This window comes from Halobacteriovorax vibrionivorans, assembly GCF_003346865.1.
Lineage (GTDB): Bacteria > Bdellovibrionota > Bacteriovoracia > Bacteriovoracales > Bacteriovoracaceae > Halobacteriovorax_A > Halobacteriovorax_A vibrionivorans.
On the sequence record NZ_QDKL01000002.1, the window covers coordinates 108073 to 134504 of the forward strand.

A 26432-nucleotide genomic window follows, 5' to 3' on the forward strand; every position below is an offset into this window, starting at 1 on the left:
GATTATGCAACGATAAAGATAATAATGAGAGAGGGAAATGGTTTTTACCAGAAGACGCCATCGACATAAAGTCCCAAAGAATAAGGAACAGCTTGAGCTAAGTTTCGATTTGCCACGTGAGCAAGATCGTAACTTTCACTTAGGTGGAAAGTCTTTTTACTTCTTTGACTTTGACGATAATGTTGTCTTCCTTTCAACACCTATTATTATCTTTCATAATGAAACTGGCGAAGAGAAGCTTCTTTCTTCTCACGAATTCGCTGCTCACAACAAAATTATTGGTAAAGAAGGTTTATATAAAGATTATCATATGGACTTCGATGATGAGACGGGAACTTTCCGTAACTTTAGAGATTCAGATCTTTCGCTTACTCAACGACTAACCGGAAGAAAGCAGTCACTAATCACCGATATCCAGAATGCACTTGAAAGAAGTGATTCTACTTGGAAAGCTCCAAGCTGGAATCACTTCTATCATGCAACTTATAACAAAAGACCTGTTTCTATTATTACTGCTCGCGGCCACCGAGAAGATACCATCAAGCAAGGAATTGAGGTTATCTACAATGAAGGCCATCTTCCGAATATGCCAAATTTTCACACTGTCTACGCCGTTTCAAATCCTGAAACACGAGTACGTCTTGGTGGTGAAAGTGAAAACTACAATGTGCCAGAATTAAAGTACAAGGCCATTATTGAATCAGTTGAACTCGCTATAAAGCAATACGGATACTCTGATTATCACCGCTTTGGGATGAGTGATGACGATGCTGGAAATATTGATCTCATTACAGATGCGATGAAAGAGCTTAAAGCAAAGTTTCCACGTATGTCATTCTTTGTCATCCAAACTTATGATAACGGTTTCGAAAAACGTGAAGTTCTTGAACACTCAGTTGAAACAATCTTTTCTAAGAGCGAATCTCGCCTTGATCAACTTAACCTTTTTGCTCAGTAACTAAGTAAAATTCTGAACACTGCCTAGGCAATTATTAAAAAAGTATTTCCTATTGTTAAAATTTAGTAAGATTTCTTTCATGGAAAAGAAATTTATCAAACAAGTATTGGCCACATTCTTTATATTCTTATTCTCAGCTCTAATGTCACGTGCTTTTAGTGGAGAACTCGTAAAACTTATCCAGTAAGTTCAAAATCCACTAAAAATCGAGAAAAATCTTACACTTTCTAACTAAGCTTAGATTATCTTTGCTTAATAACCGTTCATTTCTTAGAATTTGAAGTCCCCAAATAAAAAGGAATTTCAAATGAAGAAAATGACACAAATCACACTCGCACTAATTCTTGCTTCAAGCACTTTTGCTATGGAATGCGTTGGATCAAAAACATTTCGAGATAATCTTGGGAATTCACAACGTAAAGAAGTGATGCTTGAGAAGGCATTTGATTACTCAGATGACAAGATTCATGCAGATATTGAAGAAGCATACTTTGTCTTCACTAAATACGATCAAGAAAAATACGTCGCTAAAATCACTTTTGGGCCAGATTATACAAAAGGTATTGCTTCAACAGCAACTTTCGACATGAATAATCGCTTTGAATTGGCCAGTGTAAATGGTGGTACTGTTTATAAGCTAGTCTGTCGAAAATAATCAAAAAGAACTTTTAATGAGTAAATACTGGGCCAAGGGTTAAAGTATTCGCTAAATTAATCACGAAGTGATTAATTGGCGCTGGCTGGGTGGTACTCAATTGCGGGGGCTTTTTAAAGTACGCGACACCTTTATGCATTTTTAATTAGTTATACAAAAAAATATTAAGCCAAAAGAATATTCATGATTTCAACAACTCATTAAATTAGAAAAACTAATTTTCACACTAAAACTTAGTTAGAATTAATAATATCTAAGACAATTATCTTAAAGAAATAATTTTAAAAAATGAAAATAAGAATATAACTTGTTTAAATTGTATAAAGGTGTCGCGTACTCTTAGGCGCAAGGTTGGGTGGTACTACAATTCGTAGACCTTCCCATTGCGCCTGAGGCAACAAAGCCTGCTTAAAAGCAGGCTTGTTGGATAAGTATTAAAATTCAAGCATGAGGCGCTATAGCCGCGTCTTTTGCGAAGTATTTCCCATACCGCCAGAAACAACACGACCGACATAAACGTCGGTCGGTTGAAGTATTGTTTCATTTCAAGCCACGGGCGGTAGCACCGCATGCCATTTTGCGTATGCAAAATGATGCGGGTGCTATTCCCATTCAATGGTGCCAGGAGGTTTAGACGTAATATCATAAACCACTCGCGTGATTCCCTTAACCTCATTAGTGATACGAGATGAGACGCGAGATAAGAATGCATGAGGCATATCTGTCCAAGTAGCAGTCATTCCATCACTAGAATTAACCATACGAAGACAAATAACTTCTTCATAAGCACGTCCATCACCTTTTACACCAACTGTTTTAACAGGAAGTAAAACTGTTAAGGCCTGCCATGTTGATTGGTATAAATTATTTGCGTGTAATTCTTCAAATAGAATTTGATCACTTTGTTGAACTTGTGCAATACGAGTCTCTGTGAGCTCTCCTAGAACACGTATCCCAATTCCAGGACCAGGAAATGGGTGGCGATGAACCCAGCCGTGCTCAAGACCTAATTCCTCTCCCATTTTTCTTACTTCATCTTTGAAGAGATAACGAAGAGGCTCAAGTAGCTTTAAGTTCATTCTTTCAGGAAGTCCACCAACGTTGTGGTGAGACTTAATTGTTACTGACTTTCCATCTTCTTCATGTGGAGAAATTGACTCAATAACATCTGGATATAAAGTTCCCTGAAGAAGGTATTCAAAATTAATATCGTGGGAGTCCTGATATTCTTTTACTTTCTTTTCAAAGACATCAATAAAAGTTTTACCAATGGCCTTACGCTTATCTTCTGGATCTGACTTACCTTTTAGATTGGCCATAAACTCATCCTTAACATCGATAACTTCAATATTAAGATTTGTTTTTTCTTTTAATATTTCGATATGATTATAATCTTGTGGACGAAGAAGTCCGTGATCAACAAAGAAACAATAGAGATTATCTCCAATAACTTCATGTGAGAGTTGAGCTGCAACTAGTGAGTCAACTCCACCAGAAAATGCACAAAGAACCTTTGATTTTTCAATTCCGCGTACAAGATCTTTTGCTTCTTCAAGCATCTCTGTAGCATCCCAGTCTTTTTCAAGCTTTGCTACATCTTTAAAGAAATGATTTAAAATATCTTTTCCATGTTCACTATGTTCAACTTCAGGATGAAATTGAAGCCCCATCATTGGACGCTCTTTATGTTCAATAGCTGAAACAAGACCGTTTGCAGACTCCATGACCAAATCAAAGTCTTTTGGTAGCTTCGAGATATGATCAGAGTGTGACATCCAAACATTGACTTCATCAGGAACACCATCCATTTTAAATCCATTTAAAAGATGGATTTTAGCATGGCCATATTCACCGATTGTTCCCTTTTCAACAACGCCGCCAAAGTACTTCCCCATAAGTTGCATACCGTAGCAGACACCTAAAATTGGAAGGTCCTTATTATCAAAGACAAAGTCATAATTGGTATCATCTTCAAAAACAGATTGTGGCCCACCTGAAAGAACTAAAGCATTAGGTCTTTTGCCTTCTTTGAAGAATTCACGGGCCTTCTTTACTGTGATAATCTCACTTGAATAACCAAGTTCTCGAGACTTTCTTGTAATTAATTGTGTGTATTGTGAACCAAAGTCCACGATCCATATTTGTCTTGCACTCATCTTTTTAAAACCTTTTATTTCTCAATTTGATAATTTGGTGCTTCTTTTGTAATCATGACATCATGTGGGTGACTTTCTTTTAAAGACGCCGCTGTGATTTTTACAAATTGTGCTTTTTCTTGCATTTGAACAATTGTTTCTGCACCGATATAGCCCATACCACTTCTAATACCACCATTTAATTGATAGATATTTGAAGCAAGGCTTCCACGATAAGGCACTTGTCCTTCAATTCCTTCTGGAACGAGTTTTTGATCATCAACATCACCTTGACCATAACGATCCTTAGAACCAAGTTTCATGGCACCAAGAGATCCCATTCCGCGGTAAACTTTATAAGTTCGTCCTTGATATAAAACCATTTCACCTGGAGTTTCATCACAGCCAGCAAACATTGAACCTAGCATGACACAACTTGCTCCAGCAGCAAGGGCCTTAACAATATCTCCAGAGTACTTGATTCCACCATCTGCGATAAATGGAATAGCTGCCTTATGACAAACTGTTGCACAGTCCATAATGGCCGAAAGTTGAGGAACCCCAATACCGGCAACAACACGAGTTGTACAAATAGATCCTGGACCAATTCCTACCTTTACTCCGTCTACTCCGGCATCAATTAGGGCCTGACAAGCTTCAGGTGTTGCAATATTTCCGGCGATAATATCAACATTTTGATCTTTTTTAATTAATGAGCGTACTGTTTTAACCATCTCAATGACACCTTTAGAATGTCCATGAGCAGTATCAATAATAATGCAATCAACATCTGCATTAATTAAGTGTTGAGCACGCATAACTTCTTTATCTCCCACTCCAATTGCAGCAGCAACACGAAGTCTTCCGAGACTATCTTTATTAGAATTTGGAAAATTAATTCTCTTTAAAATATCCTTAATCGTAATCAGCCCTTTAAGCTTACCTTCCTTACAAACGATAGGAAGCTTTTCAATGCGATTCTTATGAAGGATCTTTTGTGCTTCATCTAATTCAATTCCTTCAACAGCAGTAACAAGCTTATCTTTTGGCGTCATGATATCTTTAACTTTCTGATTGAGGTTTTGCTCAAATCTAATATCTCGACTTGTTAGGATTCCGATTAGATAGTCCTTATCATCAACAACTAGAACACCTGTAATTTTATTCTTACTTGTTAATCGAATGACATCCTCAAGATGCATATCTTCTTTAACTGTAATTGGATTTAAGACAACACCTGATTCAAATTTCTTAACTTTTTCTACTTCCCAGGCTTGGTCTTCAGGTCTCATATTCTTATGAATAACCCCTATTCCACCTTGTTGGGCCATAACAATTGCAGTTTTTGATTCTGTAACTGTATCCATTGCCGCAGATACAATTGGAATATTCAAATGAATATTTCGAGAAAATTTTGTGTTTAGATTTACATCCCCTGGTAGGACTTCAGAATAGCCTGGCTTAAGTAAGACATCATCATAAGTTAAGGCCTGTTCAATTGGTGTGTTTGACATTTTTTAATCCCAGCTAAATAGTTAAAATATAAGCAAAATAATTGCTTATATTTTAACTGAGATCATTTTTTTATAATAGCTGGATTTTTTTTTAGTACGCTTGCTTATAATCCTGACTATAACTCTCAAGATCATTAATTAAGCTATTGATAGCATCGTTATGCTTCTTTTGATTGATATATTCACGACGCAAAGAACTCTCAAAGATATCGTTCTTTAGATCATCCCTAACAGGACTTGGAACAGATGCCGGATTACGAGATGAGCTCTTCTTTATTGGAGTTGGAGCCGCCTGTGGCGCAGGCTTCGCTGGACGAAACTTTCTTACTGGTGCCGGCTTTTCCGGAACGATCTCAGGGGCCATTTGTGGCAGATCTGGAGTTGAAGAATCATCAGAGGCCGGAACTCGCAAGTTCGAACGATGAATATTTACTTCTACATCAGATTTCTTTGTATAACTTGGCTTAAACTTCTTTTTTACAGGCTTTTTCGCAGGTGCCTGTGAAGCAAGTTTTCTCATTTTTTCTCTATAAATTCTCTCAAGTTTTTCACTTCTGCTGTTTTCTTCTACTGGAACAGAAGCAATATTACGTCTTGTTTGATCATAAGTTGAACGACGTACAACAATTTCACCAGGCTTATTAGATACTCTCATCTCCTCTCTTAAATGAACTGAGGCCGTAGAGCGCTTTGCCTTCTTTGAATAAAGCTCTTGTTTGATTTTATTATCTTTGTGTGTTGGTGCCTTTGCAGCAATTCGTCTCTCATCCATTGGCTTAACTGCTGGGAATAAAGATGTGACTGCCTGATATGCACTTGAAGAAATAGGCGTTGGAACTCTTGGCGCACCATTTTCATAATCTTCTTTTATAAATGAAAATCGTCCTGGCCCAACTTTTTCTTTCATAAATTCATAAACATTATTATTAAAAGTATGTGTTCCTTTAATACTTAGAATTTGAGTTTTTCCATTATCTGGATCATAAGAAGCAATGAACTCTCCATTATTGTAATTTATTGTCGAGTTTACTGTTTGTAATTGAAATGAATCATCAGTCTCTTCCATTGACTTAACCCAGATATATCCAGACTTAAGTTCAACAATCTTATTTAGAACTGAAATATAACTTGAACCAGAGACATGGTATTCGTGATCGAAGTAATCTCTAAAAACAAGCTCTGCTCCGACTTCTGTAAAGATATCATCGAAATCATAAAGATAACTTCCAGCATCGACCTTCTTTGTCTTATCGCCATTAGTAACAAAGACATTCCCTTGAACCTTGGCAACAACGGCACGAGGAGTTCTCTCAACTGAGGACTCAGGTGCGGCCATAACAAAAGAGCTTATTAATGTTAGAACGAGTAAACTAGTTCTTTTTATACTTCTGTACGATTTTCTCATAGTGCCCACTTAAAATATTCCATTCAGGAGTGTTTCTATATTTCTTTCTGAATTCTTCAACGACAGCAAAGAATTCATCTCTTCTATTTTGCTTTAGGTAACTCATTCCAAGCCAAAGCTTAGCACCTAAGTAATACTTTGAAGTTGGATACTTTTTTGTAAGATATGTGAAGTACTTCTCACTCCAATCATAATGCTTACCTGACTCGTAACTTGCGACACCAGCTTGAAAGAGGAAATCAGCATCGACATCTTTTGAGTTAGGAAAATTCTTTGTGTATGAGTTAAAGAACTGTGCACTCTTTTCATAATTTTTCGCATCAAATTCTTTTTGAGCAATAGAGATCATCTCTTTTGCATCCCACTTATACACGTCATACTTAACAAGGTCGTTACTATTTACCTTTGCAACACTTGCAATCTCACGTTGCTTATAAGTCTCTTTCTTTGGCGCTTTATCCTTCAATTGTGTTTCAAGATAGAAATTGCGACTTTCAAGAGTCTTAACCTTATAATTGGCCTGCATCAGCTTGTTCTTTAGATCCTGATTCTCTTTAGATAAAAGAAGAATTCGATCCTCTAGTCCGTTAATAACTTGAGCACGTTTTTCAAAATGCTCAACATAACTACAAGATGTTAGCGAAACCACGGCCATTGCAAAAAATAATTTATTCAAGGTTTTCACGTTTTTTTCCTCGTTTATTAGTACCTCTTCTATTATCTCTTCGGATATCAGACTAAAATATTTAGTAAAAATTAGACCAACGTAATTTCAAGCACTTAATAAATTTAAGCTTTTAAATGTCTTTTCTCGGTTTTTAACGTCAAATCTTTGTCAAATCATGGATTTAGCGTGAATTTTTAGCGTATAATTACCGCTAAGGCTTTATCAGTTATTAAGAATCATTAAGGATAAAAGATGAATAAATTAAGACTTGTGCTCTCTATAGTATTTACGGGAGTACTCCTAAGCAGTTTTACAGCTCATGCTCAAAAAGAAGACTACTCTGATCTCCTAAAGACACAAGTAACCTCAACTAAAATTAATGACTCCAACTTTCTCGTCATCAACCTACGCAATAAAGAAGGATGGCACACCTATTGGGAAAATCCTGGTGATTCTGGACTTGCCACAGAGTTTGAGTTTAAAGACCAAGGAGATAAGATTGTCCTTGAGATGGTTGAATGGCCTACTCCTCATAAGTTCATTGAAAAAGGAGATATTCAAACATTTGGTCATAAGAACGACTACTCTTACTTCTTCTATTTAAATAACCAATTTAAAAATAGTGATAACTTTCAAGTTCATCTTAAATATTTAATCTGTCGTGATATTTGTATCCCACAAGAAAAAATCATTAAAGGTACATTTAGCGATGGAAAATTTTCATCAAGCCAAAATGATATTACGATCTCTGAGAGTGAAATTGTAGAGCGATTCAATAATCTTCCAAGAAAGAGAACTCTACCAACATATTTAAATATCACACTAACTCAACATGGTGATGATATGGCCCTTTTCTACAATATTACTGGAGAAGGACAAAAGCTTAAGAGAGCTCAAAATATTCTGACACCGTATACAACGAGTCCATTCACTTTTAAGAGAGAAAAGATTTATAAAGATAAAAAGGGAAATCATTACGGCTCTTTCATGATGGACTGGGATGGTGCATATCTTGAGCCAGAATATCCCCTACCAGAAGATGGTAACTTTAAAGAGCCTATTACGTTCAAATTTGTCTTTAATGATCCAGTGACTAATGAAAGTTATAGAGTTGATTACGAAGTGGCATCTTTTGGAAAAAATGGTGAATCATTTTCTAGTTTCTATAAAACCCTAACACCAGTAGATAATACTCAAAAGAAAGTTGATTCAAAAGTAATGAATAACCAGTCAGGTTCTTCACTACCTTACTTTCTACTCATGGCCTTTATTGGTGGTTTAATCTTAAATATCATGCCGTGTGTATTACCGGTAATTTCACTAAAGCTCTTTGGCTTAATTAAACACTCAAAAGAAAGTCGTGGGCGAATCTTTAAGCACAATCTCTTCTACTCTCTTGGTGTTATGGCCACATTTGTAGCATTAGCAGCTGCGATTGTTGGATTAAAGGCATCAGGTGAACAAGTTGGTTGGGGCTTCCAATTACAATCTCCACTCTTTGTTTCTTTAATGGTCTTTGTCATCTTTATTATGGCCCTTAACTTATTCGGACTATTTGAATTCAAAACTCCAGGAGGTTCAACCTTAGGAAATGTTGAAATTAGGAATACGTACTCAGGTGATTTTATCAGCGGTGTTCTTGCAACGATTCTCTCAACACCATGTTCGGCTCCTTTTTTAGGAACAGCGCTAACTTTTGCATTTTCTGAGTCGACGTTAAATATCTTTTTAATCTTTTTATTTATCGGTCTAGGACTAAGTGCTCCATTCTTATTAACAGGATTCTTTCCTGCTCTTATCCGTTTCTTACCTAAGCCAGGTATGTGGATGGAGCACGTTAAAAAGCTACTTGGCCTAACACTTATCCTTACAGTAGTTTGGCTACTAGACGTTTACTCAGCTCTTGTTGGTTCTGCTGTTGCCATGATGTATATAAAATCAGCGCTGGTATTTACTTTCTTCTTCTTTTACATGAGAAAGAAAATGACCAAGAAAGTCTATGCGACAATTCTCGTTCTAATCCCTACTTTATACTTAGGCTATACTTCTGTTACAACTCCACTTAATACTAGTGGAAGTGGGAACTCTCTTATTGAAGACAAAAAGCGTGAAGGCCTAGAGTGGGTTAAGTGGACAGAAGATGCTATGAACCAGCGAATTAATGAAAAGAAATTAACTTTTATCGATTTCACAGCACGTTGGTGTATCACATGTAAAGTTAATGAGAAGCTCGTTATAAATACAGATTCATTTAAAGAGATGGTTGATGAGAATAATGTCGACTTACTACTTGGAGACTGGACAAAGAAAGATGGGCATATCGGAAAATGGCTTAAGTCACAAGGAATGGTAGGAGTTCCGGCCTACTTTGTTATTGATGATAAAGGTAATCTTATTAAACTTGGTGAGACAATTTCATTAAGTGAAGTTAAAAAGGCACTTGGTGTAAACTAATCAAGTAACTTAGCAACTGCTGAAGGCCCAACATTTGCTTGTGCTAAAAAGGCAGTTGCTGACTCCAACTTTATTGACTCCAAGGCCTTTTTAGCAGCAGACTCTCCAAAGTCAGTATCTTCAATCTTTGATCTCGCAGACTCTGAGTTTTCATAATTAATTTGTAAGTTTGTTGTCGTACTCTCGATTCGCTTCATTGTTGAACCAACCTTTGAGCGAGAGTGTGAAATCTTCTCTATCATATCATCGGCTGCTTGCATGGCATTTCTAGCACTCTCCTTGGTATTAACAGAGTGTGCACTAAGGTGGCGATTTGATGTCATAATTTCACTAATATTGTAGCGAACTCGATCATTCTTAGCATCATTTCGAATCCCCACCTGCATCTCAAGGTCTCGACCTGTGCCATCGAGAAGTCTTGTTCCATTGTATTGTGCATTTTCTTGGACTCGAATCATCTCATTAGTAAGCTGCTGAAATTCTCTATCAGCATTTCTTCTCTCACTTGGCGCATATGTGTCGGAGGCCATTTGGATTGAAAGTTCTTTTAGACGTATTGCAATATCATGCATCGTCCCCATCGTTGCATCAGCAATTTCTAGCATTGAGTAGCTATCGTTTGAATTTCTTTGGGCCTGGAGATTAGAGCGGTTCTGGGCCGTCATTTTAAGCGCAATAGCAGAACCTGCAGGATCTACTGCAGCTTCATAGATACGCTTAGCGCCTGATAGTTTGCGAGTCTCGCTCATATGGCGATCATTCACATTACCTAACATTCGCTTCGCTAATTGCGATGTGACGTTAGTACCTACTCTCATCCTTGATATTACCTAGTTAGTACTTGTTAAATTCACTCTAACCTTGAGTGAAACTGAATGTTATTGAATTTATCGGAAATTTTTGCCCAGAGCTTAAGAAAATTCCTTGAGCTCTGGGCGGTGTTTGGAAGTTAAAATGAAAAGATTATCTAATACCTAGTAATCTCAACTAACTGGCAACTTTTTGATCTCGATACCAGTTTTTAAAGGCCACTAGAACATCTGCTGCGGCTTGGTAAACGTTGTCTCCTTTAGCTTTTTTATGGAATTGATGCTTATGACCATTAACATTTGCAGAGAACATATATTCTGGACCTTTTTTATCGGCCACGAATTGGATATGCCCCACATTTCTATGATCGTGTGAGATACCTTTTAATTTCTTTGCAACATAGTCTTCAAAAGCATCTGAGTGATCGACATTGTGAAAGCTTAAATTGTATTTCATAGGACCTCCGTTTGTTTTTTCCTATTTATCTCTACAAATACATAATAGCACTCTCATCTTTTTTGAAATCTGTTTTATGTTAGGTTTTTGTCAAAAAGATTTAAAGTAATAAATTGTTTGAAAGGTGTATGAAATAGATCATATTTTAGTGTTCTCATGACACCATATTTATCATAAAATTAGATAGTTACATTTATTAAATTAGAAGGAGTTTTAATGCGCTTATACGAATATATCCAGCAAGGTGGATTGATTATGTACATTCTACTATTCATCAATATTGTTGGATGGGCAATTATGTTATCTAAGGCATACTTTCTCTCTGTGGAGATGAAGATGACTTCTCAAACATCAAGTGACATTCAAAAAAGAATTACTGATGTTGGAGAAAAGGATGCAACGTCAAAAATCGAAATTGCAAAGCAGTATCTAGCTGGTCACGTTATGGGTGCAGAAAAGGGTCTAAATACAGTTAAGATTATTGCAACAATCTCTCCACTACTTGGACTACTTGGTACCGTTGTTGGTGTATTGAAGGCCTTCCACGTAATGTCTCAAACAGGATTATCAAATCCAGCATCATTTGCTCAAGGTATCTCAATGGCCCTTATTACAACAGTTGGTGGGATGATTGTCGCAATTCCTCACTTTGTTGGTCACAACTACCTACTAGGAAGTGTGGATAAATTAGAATCAAAATTAGAACAAGAAATTATGGAAAAAATTCTATGAGTTCCAGAAGTAAAAAAAGAACAAGACAAGAAGCAAGCGCGGATATCACCCCCTTAATTGATGTTGTCTTCCTCCTTCTTATTTTCTTTATGACTTCAACTGTCTTTAAAAAGTCAGAATTAGCGCTACTGTTAAATCTACCTAAGACAGAGTCTGGAGAGAAAGCTTCCCAAGACTCTAAAGTTTTAACAATAGAATTATCAAAAGAAGAAGTGGCCATTGCTGGAAAGAAATTTACAGTGGATGAGCTTGACGAAAAACTGGCAGCAATTAAGGATAAGAATAAGCCTATTGATCTTCGAGTAGATAAAGAAGTTCAGTATGCAAGACTTGTAAAGATTCTTGATGTCTTAAAGAAGTACAGTCTTACAAATCTTTCACTTATTACTGAAAAGTAGATAATAAAGAATTATAGAGAATTATAAAGATCAACTAAGTTCTGGGCCGTTTGACGACGATGAAATTTTTCAACAAAGTTACGGCCCATTTCAACCATCTCAAAAGCAAGATCATGATTAGTTAACACATTGCTAATCTGCTCACTTAACTCTTGTTTGTTATTTGGATCAACATAAATCGTATTTGGGCCACCAGCTTCTGGAAAGACAGATCCTTTAGACGTAATAACTGGTGTCTTTGAAAATAATGCTTCAATAATTGGAATTCCAAATCCTTCAAAGAAAGATGGAAAACAAAAAAGATCACTACGTTGATAGAAGGCAGGAAGATCATCATTGGTCACATTTGAAAGGATAATAACTCTATCTTCAAGTCCCTTTGAATGAATATAGCTTTCAACCTGCTTCTTATACTTACCGCCATTTCCAACAATAACGAGTTTGTGATTAATTGATTTCTTAAGATCAGCGTAGGCCTTAACCAACGTCATGGTATTTTTATTTGGCTCAATTGCACCAACATAGAGAATGAATTTATCGTGGATTCCGTAACGCTCCACTGTTGCCACTTGTTTTTCAACAGGTATTGGCGAATAAAAACGTGGATTACAAGTTTGGTAAACGACACGAATTTTTTCGGCCGGACAACCGAGATAATTAATTAAGTCCGTTTTAGTTTGTTCACAGATTGCAATTACCACATCTGCAACTTCTGTAGCATACTTAATTTTTTTTAAATAAACCTGGCGATCAAGCCATTTAAAGTTTTGAGGAAAACGTAAGAATAATAGATCATGTATTGTTACTACTGTCTTGATTCCTGTTTTCTCTATACCTTGAGGGAGTTCGTGACTTAAGCCGTGAAAGATATCTAATTCTAAATCCTTGGCCTCTTGGGCAACTTTAAATGAACGCCATGAAGCTGGAAACTTACGTGAAACAAAATCTTTAGGCCTAACAACATTAAGGTTATTGTATTGATCGAGCCAATGAATGGCCCTATCGTCATTAAAGTCTGGCGTAAATAAGTAATATGAATGTTCTGTGTGATAGCGACTTAAACTTGCAATTAAATCTCTAGAATAATTCCCTAGTCCACGAAAGTTATGAAATGCTCTTTTAGCATCGAATCCAATTTTCATCTTTACAGTATAAGGCCCGGCTTAAGGGAAGACAAGCTATTTGCCTATCCCTCACTTGGTACTTTAATAACCTGACCAGCATATAAAGCACTTCCTCTAATACTATTAACTTTCTTGATCTTTCTTATAGAAGTTTTAAATTTACGAGCAATTGCAGTTAGATTGTCACCGCGTCTAACACGATACTTTTTAAGAGCAACTCTTTTTGCATTATTAGAAGCGATCTTAAGCTTTTGACCAATAAAGATCTTACTTGAACGAAGGCCATTTAGTGACTTAATACTTCTAACTGAAACACCGTAGCGTCTAGCGATCTCAATTAAGTTATCACCTCTTCTTACACGGTGAGTAACCATTTCACCACGAGTTGAATACTTAAGCCTTTGTCCAACAAGAATCTTAGACCCTCTAATTCCATTGATTCTCTTTAAATCAGAAACTCTAACTCCTAGACGGCTTGCAATCGTACTTAGGTTATCACCTCTTCTTACTCGGTAAACACCAGCTGTTTTAGATGAGCTTGATGCTGATCCCTTTAAATACTTACGAGTCTCATATTCAGCAAGTGACTTATAGTCTGTGAAGTTACTTGAAGGTAAGAAGATATCTTGAGCACGTCTACGATTTACTTTAATCCACTTTCTCTTAAGATCAGGATTTAATACTTTTAATGTTTTGGCAGAAATCCCGCGAGCTTTTGCAAATTTATAAAGGTTAAATGAACTCGATACACGATGGGCCTTTACTTTTTCAAACGGACTATCTTTCGACTCAGTAATCTTGATTCCGTATTTTTCAGGATTATTATAAATTTCTCTTACGGCCGCAACTTTTGGAACATAATAAATTGTTTCAGTTGGAATTAACTTTCTTGAAACTAATTTCATATAATCACGAGTCTTTCCCTTTCTGATAGAGCGAATAATCCCGTACTCACCTTTATTATAAGCAACTAAGGCAAGTTCCCATGAACCAAAAATATTATAAAGGTCTTTAAAGTATTGGGCAGCAGCTTCTGTTGATTTAATGATATGAGTTCTTTCATCAACATAGCTATCAACTCTTAGCTTATATCTTTTACCAGTGGCCTTAATAAATTGCCAAGGTCCCACAGCAGCTGCTTTTGATTTGATAAAAGTATTATAACCTGATTCAATAAGTCCTACGAAGAATAAGTCTTCCGGTAGTCCATGTGAGCGCATAATTTTTTCGATAACATTTCTATACTTAGCTCCGTTATTTACATAACGAATAAAAAGATCTCTTTGTTTTTCAGTAAAATATTTTACCCAAAAGTCAAAGTGCTTCTTATGATAGTGTAGCTCTAGCCTATCCATATTATTGATGGTGTAAGACTTAAGGCTTTCTAATTCTTTTTCTTTATATTTTACAACTTCTTTATAAACAACACTCGGTTGTTCTACTTTTTCGTGGTCAATACCTTTAGTGTATTTAGGTTTAACGTTCGCGCAAGATACAAGAATAATTAGTGGTAGTAAGATATTGATTTTTTTCATGGGCCCTCAAATTTCGTGCTCAAAAATGTGTTATAAAATAATAAAACAACTTGTCCTATTATTTTAAATGAACACCCTAATTTTTCGAGGGGGAATTTAATTCATATTAGACAAAAAGACTTTTCCATTTTCCCAAATTACCTGAGGATCTGACTCATCTTTAATTTTAGTGAAACCATCAAAATCATAGTAATCAAAACCATAGGCAATATTGAATAACGATGAAATTCCAACAGTTGACTCTACCATACAGCCAAGCATCGTTTTAAGCTCTAGCTTCTTTGCTTGTTGCAGTTGAGAAAAGCACTTCATAAGGCTATTTGCCTTTGAAACCTTTAAGACAACACCATGACATAGGTCCTTAAATGAATCGAGATAGCGATGATCTTCAATTCCTTCATCTAAAAAGATATCAATTGGAGATTCCTCTTTTAGCTTACGATAGCCACCAAATTCAGAGCGATACAGCGGTTGCTCAATAAAGAGGACATTATCCCCTTTAATTAAAGCAAGATGTTCTAAAACAAGCTCTGCATCAGCTTCATAAGATTCATTTGCATCAAGAACAAAAGTTCTAGCAGACGTATTTATTAACTCGACTTGCGTAGGAAAAGTTTCTTTAGTTATTTTAAGTTTTAATACACCATCTGTTTGTGCTTCTTTTACAAGCTTCTCGCCTTCTTCAAGAGTTGAAAAAACAGGCAATGACTCAAGTGAGCTAACACTTTTTACAGTATTTGTTCCTAGAATCTTCCAAGGAGATAAGTCAGTGGCCCTAACAAGATAATCAAGAAAGGCCGTTTCAATTCCTAGTCTAAGTCTAGGCGTTTGAAAGTCGTACTGATCTAAATATAGGTTTAATTCATTAAATTGAACAACACTGTGATTTTCATAATCACGAGCAAATTCATCAAGTTCTAATCTTAATGAATCCACATCTATGTCTTCTTTAGATCCATAGCTAACTTCACCTCGACCAATGTATTGCCCATTTTTCAATGTGACATAAATAATTTGTTTTGCATTAACTTCTGCCCCTGAAATCTTCCAAGGTTTTGTTAGTGTTACGAGTTGAGTATCTATTGCCCATTCCATATTGTGACCTAAAGCTTTAAAATAATAAGTATATTGATAACTAATAAGACAAAAGTATGTTACCAAAAATAATTTCAAATATCACACTAGCATTTATTGCCATTGTTGTCCTATATACCCTGGCCCCACTTTTTAAAGATATTCTTGATAGTATCTTTAATTCAAATAGACCAAAAAAGAAGTCACATTCAAAAGAAGAATTTGATGAAATGGTTAAAAGAAAGATCGAAAGAATGTCCATGTCAGGTGGAGCACAAGGAGTTAAAGGACAACCAGGACAAGGCCCAAAGGAGAGATCATTCCTTTCATATTTTAAAGAAAAAGACTTATTTTCTTCACCAGAAGATGAGCAGTTCTTTGAGGGAATGAATTCTTCAATGCAATGGGGTGATTTTCAAGAAGCAAAGAAAATACTAAATCAAATTGAAAATGACTTTGAAATAATTGATAAAAGCGCAAGCGAAGGAATAAATCAATTTATCAAATCAATATATAATAAAGAAACTCTACTATCATTGAAAAAGTTAAATGGTGGAAAAATAGACAAACAAAGCTTTCTAAGCCTAGCATCAACTTTATTTGTTTTCAGGCATATTAATCAAATAAAGAGTAAGCGCTTTGCTGATCAAAACCAATTGCTTCTTATATTGAATTTAGCTGCAATCAAAGACACAAAGGCCAAGATCAAGTTAATAGAGAGTTATATCAGCGCTGAAGCAATCGATTCCATAAAAGAGTCCCCTATTTTGTACAGGGATTTGATTAGTGGCCTAAATAAAACGTTTGATCAATTATATCCACTACTTCCTCTAAAAACTGAGAAATTAGAAAAGGAATTTAATAATCTTAGTGAGAGTGACCGAAAAAAGAAATATAAGAAATTAGTGCAGATCTATCATCCAGATAAATGGCATGGAGATTTAAAATCACAGGCCATCGACGATAGGCTTAGAGAAAATTTTAATTTAATTCAAAAGCTTTATAAGTAATAAAAGAGAAGATTATGCAAAAGAAAAAAGAACAGATTATTAGCAGTATTGAAAAAGAGCTCATCAAGATTATCAGTGAGACAAATGGAATCTCATTAAGTGATACTCTTGAGCTATTGGCTCACTCTCCAAGTATTCGCGATAATCAGTTACTGGAAAAACCAGTTTTGGAATTTATGAAGCTTCTTTCTTCTTTTCAAATTGACGAAGTTGATATTGAAACAGTTTTGAATCATCCGGTATCTGATGCTGTCTTTAACTTCTTTAAAAAATTTCCACTGCCATATTATGAAGAACATATCCACTTAACAGGATCACTCAATGCAGAGTTCATATATCCTCGATTGAAAAAACTATTAAACGGTAAAAATAAGGCCATTTATGAAAAGAGGATTAAGGCCGTTTATGGAAAAGATGCTATCCCAATTGAGAGTGTTGAAGACGTTGATAATCTCATACGCCTAAAAGAAGGCGAGCAATTTGCGACATATTTAAGAATCCTATTTCTTGCAAAACTCATTCTAACAAATAAGAAGGCACATAAAGATGCTGCCTATCACATGGCAAAAGAACTTTATGAAAATTATAATGTGGGAAGTATTCGACTTAAATTCACGCTTTCTCGTGCCTCAAAAATGGACTCAGAACAAATTCCAGGCATTAAAGAAGTAACAGAAGAGGATGTTGTTCTAGGACTTTATGAGGGCTTTAAGAAATTTCAACAAGAGGTTCCAAGCTTTAAATTTATCCTCTCACCTTCGTTTAGAAAGGAATTAAATTTCTTTGATAATGATAATTTTAAAACAAAGAAAGATCACTTTGAGCATCAAGTTGACGCCCTACTTGAGCTTTTAGAAAAGTATCCATACTTAAAAGAAAACTTAGTTGAAATTGATACCGTTGGTGATGAGAAGGCCCTTTATAGAAAGGCGCATTTCAAAGAGCTTAAAAGTGGTTTAAGAAAGCTACAATATCGTGGACTAAAGATTCGTTCTCACCATGGGGAGACATGGCTAACTCTTAAAAAAGGTATCCAGTCCGTTGATAATGCGATGAATATTTGGCATATCGATACACTTGAGCATGGACTAAGTCTTGGGATCAATCCTAATTACTACTATCATAGACTCTTTCAACGAATCATAGAGGTTAATAGCAAGCATCAGCCAATTGATGCGAAATCAATTCAAGGATTAGAACTTGAAGAGATGGAATGGGAACAAGATGCGGCCCATGTAAAAGAGAAGCTTTTAAAAGGAGAGCTTTTAAGTGAAGAAGATATCACGCTATTTTTAAAAACTAAATTTCATAACGCTCGTGAAGTTGAGCACTATCAACATGATATTCTAAACCGAATTATTCAAAAACGAGTCTCTCTCGTTGCACTTCCCTCTTCAAACTTAAAGCTTACTGGAGCTTTTCCAGATTTTAAGGACCACCCATTTTCTTGGTGGGAGAAGAAAGGTGTAAACTTAGGTGTTGGAACAGATAATTACATAACCTTATCCACTGACTTCATTAGAGAGATGCTTATTCTTCTCTACTCTGATGCAAATAACCTAAAAATCACCAAGCTTCTGATGCTCACAACAAAAGAGACCAGAAGGCCTTATATTAGTAACCTCCTGTGGGAGATGAGAAAAAGGTACGCTAGCTAAATCCACGCTAAACTACTGAAATGTTAAATAATACTAAACTTTTCTACGCGGTTTTCCGACAAGTGTTTAGACAGATTATTTAGACTTTAGGAAGAAAGCGATGGGTTTTGAATTCTCTCATTTTAAATCACTAGTAAATGTGGCAATTGATAATAATGCCAGTGATATTCATATCCGTGCTGAAGAGACGCCTTGTTTTCGAATTAATGGCGATATGGTTTCAGTAAAGTCCAATAAGACTTTAACAACAGAAAGTGTTCTCGACATTCTAAGACTACTTACAAAAGATAATAAACAAATTGGAAATCTTGAAGATATAAAAGATCTTGATGGTGCAGTGGACTTTGAAGACATATGTCGATTGCGCTTTAATTACTTTCGCTACAATAATAAAAATGGAATCGTTTTACGAGTTGTAAAAAAAGAAATTCCATCATTTAAAGAACTAGGACTTAGTGATTCTTTAAAACAAATTATAAGGGCCAAGCGAGGCCTAATTTTAGTAACTGGTGCAACAGGATCCGGTAAATCTACAACCCTGGCCAGTATGATTGATTATATTAATTCAAAAAGGGCCAAACATATCATTACCATTGAAGACCCAATTGAATTTATCCATACTCAAAAAAAGTCTCGTATTACTCAAAGAGAAGTTGGAATCGACACAGAAAACTTTGAAGACGGTTTAAAATTTGCTCTCAGACAGGATCCAGATATTATCTTACTTGGTGAACTCAGGGATCAAAAGTCTGTTGAGATTGCTCTTAAGGCAGCTGAAACTGGACATCTCGTTCTAGCAACTGTTCACACGACAGATGCCATCTCAACAATAAGTCGTATTATTTCAATGTTCTCATCAGATGAGCAAACAGAGGCAAGAAAGCGCCTATCTGACGCTCTTTATTCAACGATTTCACAGAGAATGATTAAATCAAAAAAATCACCAAATGGTGTGCGTGTTGCTCAAGAAATTATGGTAACAGGACCAGGTGTAAAAGAATGTATTCGAGGCGATGAACCAATTGACCGAATTCTATCAATTATTGAAAATGGTGGAACAAACTCTGGTGACATTCCTTGTGAAAGTTTTGATCAAGCAATCTTCACTCTTTTGGAGCGTGGATATATCACTGAAGAAGATGCATCTAAAGAGGTTCGAAGCGCCGGTGACTTTATGAGAAAACTTATGCTTACAAAATAAGAAAGGCCCCGGTGGGGGCCAGGGCCAATCCGTCTAACAAAATTAGACTAACTTGATGTGAGGATAGTAAGAAAAGACTTACATGGTACTTATTATTCGTTACTTTTCGTTTTTTTTTAAGTGCGCAAAATTAGTGCTAATAAAAACTAAAAGGCCAAGTTACGAGAACTTGGCCTTAGTTAATTATAAATATATTTTTTTATTGAAAGTTTTACTTCATTTAACCTGAAATAGTTATTTCTGATATGAAAATATTTCTTTTACGACTTCTTCTACGGCCTTTTTAGCGTCATCACACTGGGCCTTCCAATGTCCGTGATCAAGTTTTGGATCCTGATTCATGATCAACTCCCCTAACTCCTTGGTACGATCATTAAACTTTTTTAGAAGCTCAACTGAAAGTTGCTCATCTTCCATATTCTCGAGCACTTCCATTACCTTATTCATATCTTGATTATCTATTAAGTCCTTTAAGTTCATTTTTCTTCCTTAATCGATTCTTACTTCTTTAGCTGATCGATCATATCACGCATGATATGGATCGCCTCTTCAAGTCCAGCATCCTTACGAAGAGATGATACCCACTCTTCCTTACGTTGCTTAAAGTCGTCCTTCCACTGCTTCTCTTCACCTTTCTTAACAGTTTCATGAGACTTTAATGACTCTTCAAAGTGAGTGATAGTAAGCTTCGTATTTTCTTCATCTAATTTTAATTCTTCAAGCTTCTTCTTATTCGCTTCTTCTTCTTTCATCCACGAATCGATGTTTAGCTTAAGCTTTGTATCTTTACGTCTTTTTCTTAAATAATCAACACTTTCTTGTACTTTTTGTAAGCGATCATTCTTAGCAACACGCTTTTTAGAATTAGAAATTAGTTTCTTAAGATCATACTGATGCTTCGTCCACTTTTGAAACTTCTTAGGCTTAATTTGATCCCACTTAAGTGAATAAGTTAGATCTTGCTCACGATTTTCAGCGTAGGCCATTGGATCTGGTATTACGATATCAGGAGTTACACCCTTATATTGAGTTGAACCACCTGTTATACGATAGAACTTTTGGATTGTAAGCTTTAGAGCACCAAACTTCTCACCAAGCATTTTATCAAGGCCTTGATCAAGGTTGTAAACAACTTGTACTGTACCTTTACCGTGAGTAACTTCACCACCAACTACGACAGCTCTTTTATAATCTTGCATTGCTGCTGCTAGAATTTCAGATGCCGAAGCAGAGTAACGGTTAACCATAACAATTAATGGCCCATCATATTCAACCTCAGGATCTGTATCAGCAAGTGTTTCTACTTGGTGCATATAGTTCTTCGTTTGAACAATTGGACCCTTCTTAATAAATAGCCCAGACATTAATTGTGCATCAGTTAAAGCTCCACCACCATTATTTCTAAGATCAAGAATAATTCCATTAACCTTCTGTTTCTTAAGTCTCTTAATTTCGGCCCTAACATCGTCTGTACAATTAATTGTTCCATTGAATTCACGATAGAATTTTGGAACATTGATATAACCATACTTACCTTTAACACCATCAAGTTCAAGAACAGAAGACTTAGCAAATGAAGCTCCGATCTTTACAACATCACGAGTAATACCAATTGTCTTTCTTGTTCCGTCTGCTTTTTTAACGTGTAGGCGAACAACAGTTCCTTTCTTACCTCTAATATAGCGAACAGCATCGTCAACTCTCATCCCTACGAGATCAACAGGCTCTTCTTTTGAATCACCTTCACTTACAGCAAGAATAAGATCATCAACTTCAAGTTCTTTTTGACGCCAAGCTGCTCCACCAGGAACGATCTCAACAACTTTGATATATCCTTCATCTTCAGATAAAACGGCACCAATCCCTTCAAGTTGACCTGACATATCAATATCAAAATCTTCTTTCTTCTTTGGAGCTAGGTAGGCCGTATGTGGATCAAATACAGCACCAATTGAGTTATAAAAAATTTCCATATAATCTTCACGTCTCTCTTTTAATAGTCTTTCAAAATAGAGACGGTATTTTTTATCAATTGCTTCATGTGCCTTAGCTAGAATTTCTTTTTCCGTTAAGATTTTTTCAGACTCTAGCTTCTTTTTTGATTTCTTTTCTTTTTTATCTTTATCTTTCTTATTTTTTCCATTTTTAAGATCTTCTTGATCTTCTTTGATAGAAATATAACGTGCCATTACCGATTGCTTGAAAGTTAAGCGCCAGTTCTTTTCAAACTCACTCTTATCCTTTGCAAAGTGTCTTTTTTCAGGGTCAAGTTCAATAACTTCATTTCCTCTGAAGTTAAACTTATTTTCCTTAAAAAGCTTCTTACGTAACTCGTCTGCTTGGTTGATTCGATCAACCTTAATCTTCATGGCATCCAGAACTAACTTATAATTTCCAGAACGCATTTCATCGTCCATAAGAAGTTCATATTTTTCAAGTTTTTTGACATCAGACTTGTATAGGAATTGCTTAGAGAAATCTATTTTCTTAATGAATTCTTGAAAAGCATTTTTTGATAAGTCGTTATTAACTTTCAACTTTTTATAATGAAGTTGCTCAAGGACTTCGATTAAACGATTTCCTAAGACTTGATCTTTATTGATACTAAAAAGGCCATTCTCTGCATGAAGCGCAAGTGGCGTTGACAACAAGGCAAGACCTAATACTAGGCCAAAAGTAGTTCTTAATTTCTTGTGCATTGAAGCTCCGATTCTAATAAAATTAGGTAGTTCCTAACCTCTATTTTAAAGCTTCTTATTAGTTTATGAAAGGACAATATATCAGGAATAAATTACTCGCCCATTAGCGAATGTCATTTTTGTGTAAAGTTCCCTTCAATGTCATAGCGATACACTTCAGCATTATTGACACAATCTCTAATCAGTTGATGCATATCGTGCTCTTCCATAAATTCCATAAAGTATTTTATATCTGCTTTAATCACTGGGTGCTTTGGCGCAAACATAGAACACGCATCATCATGTGGAATAATCGATGTCTCGAAAGTTCCAATTTCTTTTGCATAAGAGATAATATCAATTTTATTCATACCTACTAAAGGCCTTAGTGTTAACATCGGACAAGAACGATCAAGTACACTCATATTATGAATTGTTTGACTCGAAACTTGAGCAAGCGCATCTCCCATAACGAGAGCATTTGCCTTTACTCTCCTTGCTAGATAGGCCGATGCATCCATCATTAACTTTCTAAAAAATAATGTGCGGTAATCTTCTTTACAATGTTTTGCAAGATAGTTTTGAATATCACCAAAAGGAAGGACATAGAGTTTGATTCCATCATTTTGAAAACGAGATAGACTCTTACCAAGTTCAATAATCTTATCTTTTACTTCTTCACCCACATAAGGATAGGCCCAGAAAAATGCGAAAGTTTGTCTCATTCCACGTCGTGCCATCATATATGAAGCAACAGGAGAATCGATCCCACCAGAAAGAAGTGTCACGCCGTGACCACTTGTTCCAACAGGAAGTCCACCAACACAAGGAATCTTCTCCCATGAGAGATAGATTTCTTCATTCATGATTTTTATATCAACCATGATATCTGGATTGCGAACATCAACTTTAAGATCAGTATTTTTTAATAAGGCCGTGGCCATGTAGCGATTAATTTCATCACTATTTTTAGGAAATTGTTTTAATGCTCTTTTAGTATGAACTTTAAATGTTTTTACATTTTCAAGGGCACCAATTTCTTTAACGGCCAGCTCACAAACATAATCAAGATCAAGTGGACAGCTTCTCATTGGAGTAACAGAACTTAACCCTGGAACCCAACGAAGACGATCAATTAGCTCATCGCTAAATGGCTCCTCACTTTCTACAACAAGTCTTTGTTGATTATTCTTTAATTTCCAACTCGTGTGATGAAACTTACTAAAGATTGGTGAAAGATTTGATTGCAGCTTACGATAGTAATTCTTGCGATTCTTTCCCTTTAGCCATAATTCATCAACAGTTAAAATTAAACTCTTATACATATTTAGTCCTACTTAATTAAAAAACCAATTTCATCTATCACTTGCTTAAATCCATCTAACATTGCATCCACCTCTTCTTTCGTCGTGGACTTACCTAATGAGATACGAAGGATATTCTTATGATATTTCTCATCAATACCAAGGCCTACAAATAAAGGATTCTTTCCCTTTATCTTTGCCGAACATGCAGTTGAAGAAGAGATCATAATTTGCTTCATTTCTAAATGGCGCATTAGAACGTCACTTGCAATACCTGCAAATTGAACACACAAAATATAAGGAGAAGTATTACGCTCTTCAAATGGATAACTGATATTATTGTGAAACGAAGCTAGCTTCGTTTTTATTTCTTCTTTTAGCTCACTAACTCGGGCCATATTCTTATCTAAGTCAGCAAAGGAAAGCTCGCATGCTTTAGCAAGTGCTAAGATAAGTGAAGTCGCTGGAGTTGAGGCTCGTAGCCCCTTTTCGTGTCCACCACCTCGTAAGTAGCGCTTAAGTTTTTCACTTAGACTTGAGCGATAAATTAGCCCAGCGATACCGCGCGGACCTCCCATTTTATGGGCCCCGAATGATACAAAATCAATTTGTGAATTCTTAAGAGTGAATGGAACTTTACCAAAGCCTTGAGTGGCATCAACATGAACAAGACAACTCTTATTCTTCTCTTTTACTTTTTGGGTAATTGATTCTACATCAAATAATTGTCCAGACTGAGAATTGACAAGGCTTATGCAAACGAGCTTTGTCGTGTCATTAACGGCATCAACAATTTCATCTATTGATCTTAGGCCTTCACCACCATCAATAACCTTAGTAACAGATGGATGATCTCCAGCAAGGTAGACAATCCCATCCTCAATACTTCTAATAACCTGGTTATTTGACTCCGTAGCAGAAGAAGTAAAAATGATTTCAAATTGTCCCTCTCCAGAAAGTCCTAAACCTTTTAAGATTTCTTGGCGGGCATTTTCGATTTTTTTAGCGCAGGCCTTTCCAGCTGCGTGCTTGGCCGCAGGATTTGGGTAATCTAATTCAAAACTCTTAGATAGCACTTCCACAACTTCTGGATAAAGCTTTGTGGAGGCCGCGTGATCGAAATAATACATAAGATGCCTTATAACACGAAATAAAAACTAAGTACCCTAAATAACGATATTTTTAGACACTGTCCATAAAATAAACGGCCTAAGGCCCTGAAACCCCGTCTCATCACCCCTGTGAAATTGGCATCGTCGTTGCATATTATTTAGTATGAAAATACGTTACTTCTTACTCATATTAATTGGAGTCTACCACTTTAGTTCAAACGCTTCACAAGCGGCACTGGCAAGTCGTTATCTCTACAATACGCAAGCAAATCTTGAGGAGTTCTCAAGGCTTACTTCACGCGGAATGGGAACATTAGCAAAGAGAAGTCTTTCAAATGGAGAGCAGTATTTAGAGCAGCTTAATCTCATGAAAAATGAGCTAAACCGAGACCAATTAAAGCTATTAAAAGAGCTAGAAAGTGAATTATTAGAAAAGAAGAAACTTACCACAGAAACAATTAGTACCTGTGATTACCGAAATATTGAGCACTTTAAAGAATTAGAAAGATTAAAGGAGCTTAAGGCCCGCGGCGAGATTCTAAGCTTTAACGGACATAAAAAACTCTATATTTTAAAGACCCTAGAGGTGCGAAATTGTAAGCAATTTGCCACTTGGATGGAAAACTTTAACGAAATCTCTGTATAATGTTCAAAAATTAGCTATGCGTCATGATTTTGAGGATTTAATTTCCTAACATCAAATCATGAAGAAACTTATTCAAAATTCGATACTTACACTTCTTATTTCCACTTTCTCAACTGCAGGGCTTGCAGCTGAGACAATCCTAATTTCTGATATCGACGATACAATTAAAATTGGTCATATCAGAGATAAGATCGATACCGTAAAGAATGCATTCAAGGTCAATAATATCTTTCTAGGAATGGCAGATCTTTATCATATTATTAAGGATCGAACTGGAGCAGAAGTTTACTATCTTACAAATGCTCCAGAAGAATTAATGAAGTGGTCTCATTCAACTCTTTTATATCTTGGTGACTTTCCACAAGGAAGTCTTGAGATTAGGCCAATTAAGGTATCAACTAAAGTATTTAAAGCACAAAGGCTAAGAGAATTAATTGAAAGAGAAGATCCGAAAAATGTAATTCTAGTTGGTGATAACGGAGAGCATGACAATACTTTCTATCACGATATTGCTCAAGAGTATCCAGAAGTTAAATTCTATACGTATATTAGAGCTGCATACCACTTTGACGAGAGCAATGCTCTTTATCCAGACCAAAGAAGTTTTGTGACACCATTTGAAATTGCAGACAATCTGTATCAAAGAGATGTCATTGAAAAAAGAGACTCTCAGGAACTTCTTGATCTCCACCTAAAAGACTTTATGAGAGAAACAAATGTAGATGATGATGGACCAATGTACATACCAGCATGGCTTCGTTGTCGTGGACACAAAAGAAGTTTCTGGTCGATCTTTAGAAGTACTCTACCAAGTAAGCTAACAAAGAAAATTAATTATATCTGTAATAAATATTAGTCCTGTGAGCAGGGACTAAAATAGTGATTCGAAGCTTTTTATCCATTTCC

General features: G+C 35.9%; 23 protein-coding genes. 10 read left to right on the forward strand and 13 right to left on the reverse strand.

The window, feature by feature from the left end; all coding sequences use genetic code 11:
• Window positions 1-37 precede the first annotated feature (37 nt).
• Together DAY19_RS06290 and DAY19_RS06295 are read left to right on the forward strand one after the other, a co-directional pair.
• Window positions 38-958 carry a hypothetical protein gene (locus DAY19_RS06290; protein ID WP_114706350.1) on the forward strand — a complete coding sequence of 307 codons (921 nt, stop codon included), beginning with the start codon at window positions 38-40 and terminating at the stop codon, window positions 956-958.
• A 307-nt stretch (window positions 959-1265) separates the two neighbouring features.
• Window positions 1266-1613, forward strand: coding sequence for a hypothetical protein (locus DAY19_RS06295; RefSeq protein WP_114706351.1), 348 nt, complete (start codon window positions 1266-1268; stop codon window positions 1611-1613).
• Window positions 1614-2215: 602 nt separating this feature from the next.
• On the opposite strand, the gene guaA is transcribed toward DAY19_RS06295, so the two are convergent.
• The 4 genes from guaA to DAY19_RS06315 form a co-directional block, all read right to left on the reverse strand.
• Entirely contained in the window at window positions 2216-3769 is a 1554-nt protein-coding gene (guaA, locus tag DAY19_RS06300) for a glutamine-hydrolyzing GMP synthase (protein ID WP_114706352.1), read from the reverse strand.
• Between the two features lie 14 nt (window positions 3770-3783).
• Window positions 3784-5262, reverse strand: coding sequence for an IMP dehydrogenase (gene guaB / locus DAY19_RS06305; RefSeq protein ID WP_114706353.1), 1479 nt, complete (start codon window positions 5260-5262; stop codon window positions 3784-3786).
• Window positions 5263-5353: 91 nt separating this feature from the next.
• Window positions 5354-6667 (reverse strand): hypothetical protein, encoded by a 1314-nt coding sequence (locus DAY19_RS06310; RefSeq protein ID WP_114706354.1) that lies wholly within the window; start codon window positions 6665-6667, stop codon window positions 5354-5356.
• Window positions 6633-7352, reverse strand: coding sequence for a tol-pal system YbgF family protein (locus tag DAY19_RS06315; protein ID WP_114706355.1), 720 nt, complete (start codon window positions 7350-7352; stop codon window positions 6633-6635). The genes DAY19_RS06310 and DAY19_RS06315 overlap by 35 nt, the downstream gene beginning before the upstream one ends.
• A gap of 234 nt (window positions 7353-7586) precedes the next feature.
• Here DAY19_RS06315 and DAY19_RS06320 point away from each other — a divergent pair, with 234 nt between their 5' ends.
• Window positions 7587-9788, forward strand: coding sequence for a cytochrome c biogenesis protein CcdA (locus tag DAY19_RS06320; RefSeq protein ID WP_114706356.1), 2202 nt, complete (start codon window positions 7587-7589; stop codon window positions 9786-9788).
• On the opposite strand, the gene DAY19_RS06325 is transcribed toward DAY19_RS06320, so the two are convergent.
• Entirely contained in the window at window positions 9785-10606 is an 822-nt protein-coding gene (locus DAY19_RS06325) for a flagellin (protein ID WP_114706357.1), read from the reverse strand. The two genes, DAY19_RS06320 and DAY19_RS06325, sit on opposite strands and share 4 nt — an antisense overlap.
• A 169-nt stretch (window positions 10607-10775) precedes the next feature.
• Window positions 10776-11054 carry an HPF/RaiA family ribosome-associated protein gene (locus DAY19_RS06330; RefSeq protein ID WP_114706358.1) on the reverse strand — a complete coding sequence of 93 codons (279 nt, stop codon included), beginning with the start codon at window positions 11052-11054 and terminating at the stop codon, window positions 10776-10778.
• A 216-nt stretch (window positions 11055-11270) separates the two neighbouring features.
• Here DAY19_RS06330 and DAY19_RS06335 point away from each other — a divergent pair, with 216 nt between their 5' ends.
• Together DAY19_RS06335 and DAY19_RS06340 are read left to right on the forward strand one after the other, a co-directional pair.
• Complete coding sequence (locus DAY19_RS06335; RefSeq protein ID WP_114706359.1) at window positions 11271-11786, forward strand: MotA/TolQ/ExbB proton channel family protein; 516 nt, start codon at window positions 11271-11273, stop codon at window positions 11784-11786.
• On the forward strand, window positions 11783-12184 hold the full coding sequence (locus DAY19_RS06340) for an ExbD/TolR family protein (RefSeq protein ID WP_114706360.1): 402 nt from the start codon (window positions 11783-11785) through the stop codon (window positions 12182-12184). The genes DAY19_RS06335 and DAY19_RS06340 overlap by 4 nt, the downstream gene beginning before the upstream one ends.
• Before the next feature lie 11 nt (window positions 12185-12195).
• Here DAY19_RS06340 and DAY19_RS06345 read toward each other — a convergent pair whose 3' ends face one another.
• The 3 genes from DAY19_RS06345 to DAY19_RS06355 form a co-directional block, all read right to left on the reverse strand.
• Window positions 12196-13326 carry a glycosyltransferase family 4 protein gene (locus DAY19_RS06345; protein WP_114706361.1) on the reverse strand — a complete coding sequence of 377 codons (1131 nt, stop codon included), beginning with the start codon at window positions 13324-13326 and terminating at the stop codon, window positions 12196-12198.
• Window positions 13327-13370: 44 nt separating this feature from the next.
• Window positions 13371-14843: a lytic transglycosylase gene (locus DAY19_RS06350; RefSeq protein ID WP_114706362.1), complete on the reverse strand. Its 1473-nt coding sequence runs from the start codon at window positions 14841-14843 to the stop codon at window positions 13371-13373.
• 96 nt (window positions 14844-14939) lie between these two features.
• Entirely contained in the window at window positions 14940-15938 is a 999-nt protein-coding gene (locus DAY19_RS06355; RefSeq protein ID WP_114706363.1) for an enolase C-terminal domain-like protein, read from the reverse strand.
• A gap of 56 nt (window positions 15939-15994) precedes the next feature.
• Here DAY19_RS06355 and DAY19_RS06360 point away from each other — a divergent pair, with 56 nt between their 5' ends.
• From DAY19_RS06360 to DAY19_RS06370, 3 genes are all read left to right on the forward strand, one after another.
• Window positions 15995-16927 carry a J domain-containing protein gene (locus DAY19_RS06360; protein ID WP_114706364.1) on the forward strand — a complete coding sequence of 311 codons (933 nt, stop codon included), beginning with the start codon at window positions 15995-15997 and terminating at the stop codon, window positions 16925-16927.
• Window positions 16928-16941: 14 nt separating this feature from the next.
• A complete protein-coding gene (locus tag DAY19_RS06365; protein ID WP_114706365.1) occupies window positions 16942-18585 on the forward strand; it encodes an amidohydrolase family protein in 1644 nt (547 codons plus the stop codon).
• A gap of 100 nt (window positions 18586-18685) precedes the next feature.
• Window positions 18686-19786: a type IV pilus twitching motility protein PilT gene (locus DAY19_RS06370; RefSeq protein ID WP_114706366.1), complete on the forward strand. Its 1101-nt coding sequence runs from the start codon at window positions 18686-18688 to the stop codon at window positions 19784-19786.
• Between the two features lie 234 nt (window positions 19787-20020).
• On the opposite strand, the gene DAY19_RS06375 is transcribed toward DAY19_RS06370, so the two are convergent.
• From DAY19_RS06375 to DAY19_RS06390, 4 genes are all read right to left on the reverse strand, one after another.
• Window positions 20021-20266: a hypothetical protein gene (locus DAY19_RS06375; protein WP_114706367.1), complete on the reverse strand. Its 246-nt coding sequence runs from the start codon at window positions 20264-20266 to the stop codon at window positions 20021-20023.
• A gap of 20 nt (window positions 20267-20286) precedes the next feature.
• On the reverse strand, window positions 20287-22485 hold the full coding sequence (locus DAY19_RS06380) for a carboxy terminal-processing peptidase (protein WP_114706368.1): 2199 nt from the start codon (window positions 22483-22485) through the stop codon (window positions 20287-20289).
• Window positions 22486-22598: 113 nt separating this feature from the next.
• On the reverse strand, window positions 22599-23789 hold the full coding sequence (gene thiI / locus DAY19_RS06385) for a tRNA uracil 4-sulfurtransferase ThiI (RefSeq protein ID WP_114706369.1): 1191 nt from the start codon (window positions 23787-23789) through the stop codon (window positions 22599-22601).
• A gap of 8 nt (window positions 23790-23797) precedes the next feature.
• Window positions 23798-24898 (reverse strand): cysteine desulfurase family protein, encoded by a 1101-nt coding sequence (locus DAY19_RS06390; protein WP_114706370.1) that lies wholly within the window; start codon window positions 24896-24898, stop codon window positions 23798-23800.
• A gap of 145 nt (window positions 24899-25043) precedes the next feature.
• Here DAY19_RS06390 and DAY19_RS06395 point away from each other — a divergent pair, with 145 nt between their 5' ends.
• Together DAY19_RS06395 and DAY19_RS06400 are read left to right on the forward strand one after the other, a co-directional pair.
• Window positions 25044-25526: a hypothetical protein gene (locus DAY19_RS06395; RefSeq protein ID WP_114706371.1), complete on the forward strand. Its 483-nt coding sequence runs from the start codon at window positions 25044-25046 to the stop codon at window positions 25524-25526.
• A 58-nt stretch (window positions 25527-25584) separates the two neighbouring features.
• The gene (locus DAY19_RS06400) at window positions 25585-26382 is read left to right on the forward strand and encodes a phosphatase domain-containing protein (RefSeq protein ID WP_114706372.1); all 798 of its coding nucleotides are present in this window, start codon (window positions 25585-25587) and stop codon (window positions 26380-26382) included.
• Window positions 26383-26432: the final 50 nt, after the last annotated feature.

Excerpts from the sequence above, each read along its gene's own strand:
- DAY19_RS06290 (WP_114706350.1), top strand. The coding sequence starts at position 38 with ATGGTTTTTACCAGAAGACGCCATCGACATAAAGTCCCAAAGAATAAG.
- DAY19_RS06295 (WP_114706351.1), top strand. The coding sequence starts at position 1,266 with ATGAAGAAAATGACACAAATCACACTCGCACTAATTCTTGCTTCAAGC.
- guaA (WP_114706352.1), bottom strand. The coding sequence starts at position 3,769 with ATGAGTGCAAGACAAATATGGATCGTGGACTTTGGTTCACAATACACA.
- guaB (WP_114706353.1), bottom strand. The coding sequence starts at position 5,262 with ATGTCAAACACACCAATTGAACAGGCCTTAACTTATGATGATGTCTTA.
- DAY19_RS06310 (WP_114706354.1), bottom strand. The coding sequence starts at position 6,667 with ATGAGAAAATCGTACAGAAGTATAAAAAGAACTAGTTTACTCGTTCTA.
- DAY19_RS06320 (WP_114706356.1), top strand. The coding sequence starts at position 7,587 with ATGAATAAATTAAGACTTGTGCTCTCTATAGTATTTACGGGAGTACTC.
- DAY19_RS06325 (WP_114706357.1), bottom strand. The coding sequence starts at position 10,606 with ATGAGAGTAGGTACTAACGTCACATCGCAATTAGCGAAGCGAATGTTA.
- DAY19_RS06330 (WP_114706358.1), bottom strand. The coding sequence starts at position 11,054 with ATGAAATACAATTTAAGCTTTCACAATGTCGATCACTCAGATGCTTTT.
- DAY19_RS06335 (WP_114706359.1), top strand. The coding sequence starts at position 11,271 with ATGCGCTTATACGAATATATCCAGCAAGGTGGATTGATTATGTACATT.
- DAY19_RS06340 (WP_114706360.1), top strand. The coding sequence starts at position 11,783 with ATGAGTTCCAGAAGTAAAAAAAGAACAAGACAAGAAGCAAGCGCGGAT.
- DAY19_RS06345 (WP_114706361.1), bottom strand. The coding sequence starts at position 13,326 with ATGAAAATTGGATTCGATGCTAAAAGAGCATTTCATAACTTTCGTGGA.
- DAY19_RS06350 (WP_114706362.1), bottom strand. The coding sequence starts at position 14,843 with ATGAAAAAAATCAATATCTTACTACCACTAATTATTCTTGTATCTTGC.
- DAY19_RS06355 (WP_114706363.1), bottom strand. The coding sequence starts at position 15,938 with ATGGAATGGGCAATAGATACTCAACTCGTAACACTAACAAAACCTTGG.
- DAY19_RS06360 (WP_114706364.1), top strand. The coding sequence starts at position 15,995 with ATGTTACCAAAAATAATTTCAAATATCACACTAGCATTTATTGCCATT.
- DAY19_RS06365 (WP_114706365.1), top strand. The coding sequence starts at position 16,942 with ATGCAAAAGAAAAAAGAACAGATTATTAGCAGTATTGAAAAAGAGCTC.
- DAY19_RS06370 (WP_114706366.1), top strand. The coding sequence starts at position 18,686 with ATGGGTTTTGAATTCTCTCATTTTAAATCACTAGTAAATGTGGCAATT.
- DAY19_RS06375 (WP_114706367.1), bottom strand. The coding sequence starts at position 20,266 with ATGAACTTAAAGGACTTAATAGATAATCAAGATATGAATAAGGTAATG.
- DAY19_RS06380 (WP_114706368.1), bottom strand. The coding sequence starts at position 22,485 with ATGCACAAGAAATTAAGAACTACTTTTGGCCTAGTATTAGGTCTTGCC.
- thiI (WP_114706369.1), bottom strand. The coding sequence starts at position 23,789 with ATGTATAAGAGTTTAATTTTAACTGTTGATGAATTATGGCTAAAGGGA.
- DAY19_RS06390 (WP_114706370.1), bottom strand. The coding sequence starts at position 24,898 with ATGTATTATTTCGATCACGCGGCCTCCACAAAGCTTTATCCAGAAGTT.
- DAY19_RS06395 (WP_114706371.1), top strand. The coding sequence starts at position 25,044 with ATGAAAATACGTTACTTCTTACTCATATTAATTGGAGTCTACCACTTT.
- DAY19_RS06400 (WP_114706372.1), top strand. The coding sequence starts at position 25,585 with ATGAAGAAACTTATTCAAAATTCGATACTTACACTTCTTATTTCCACT.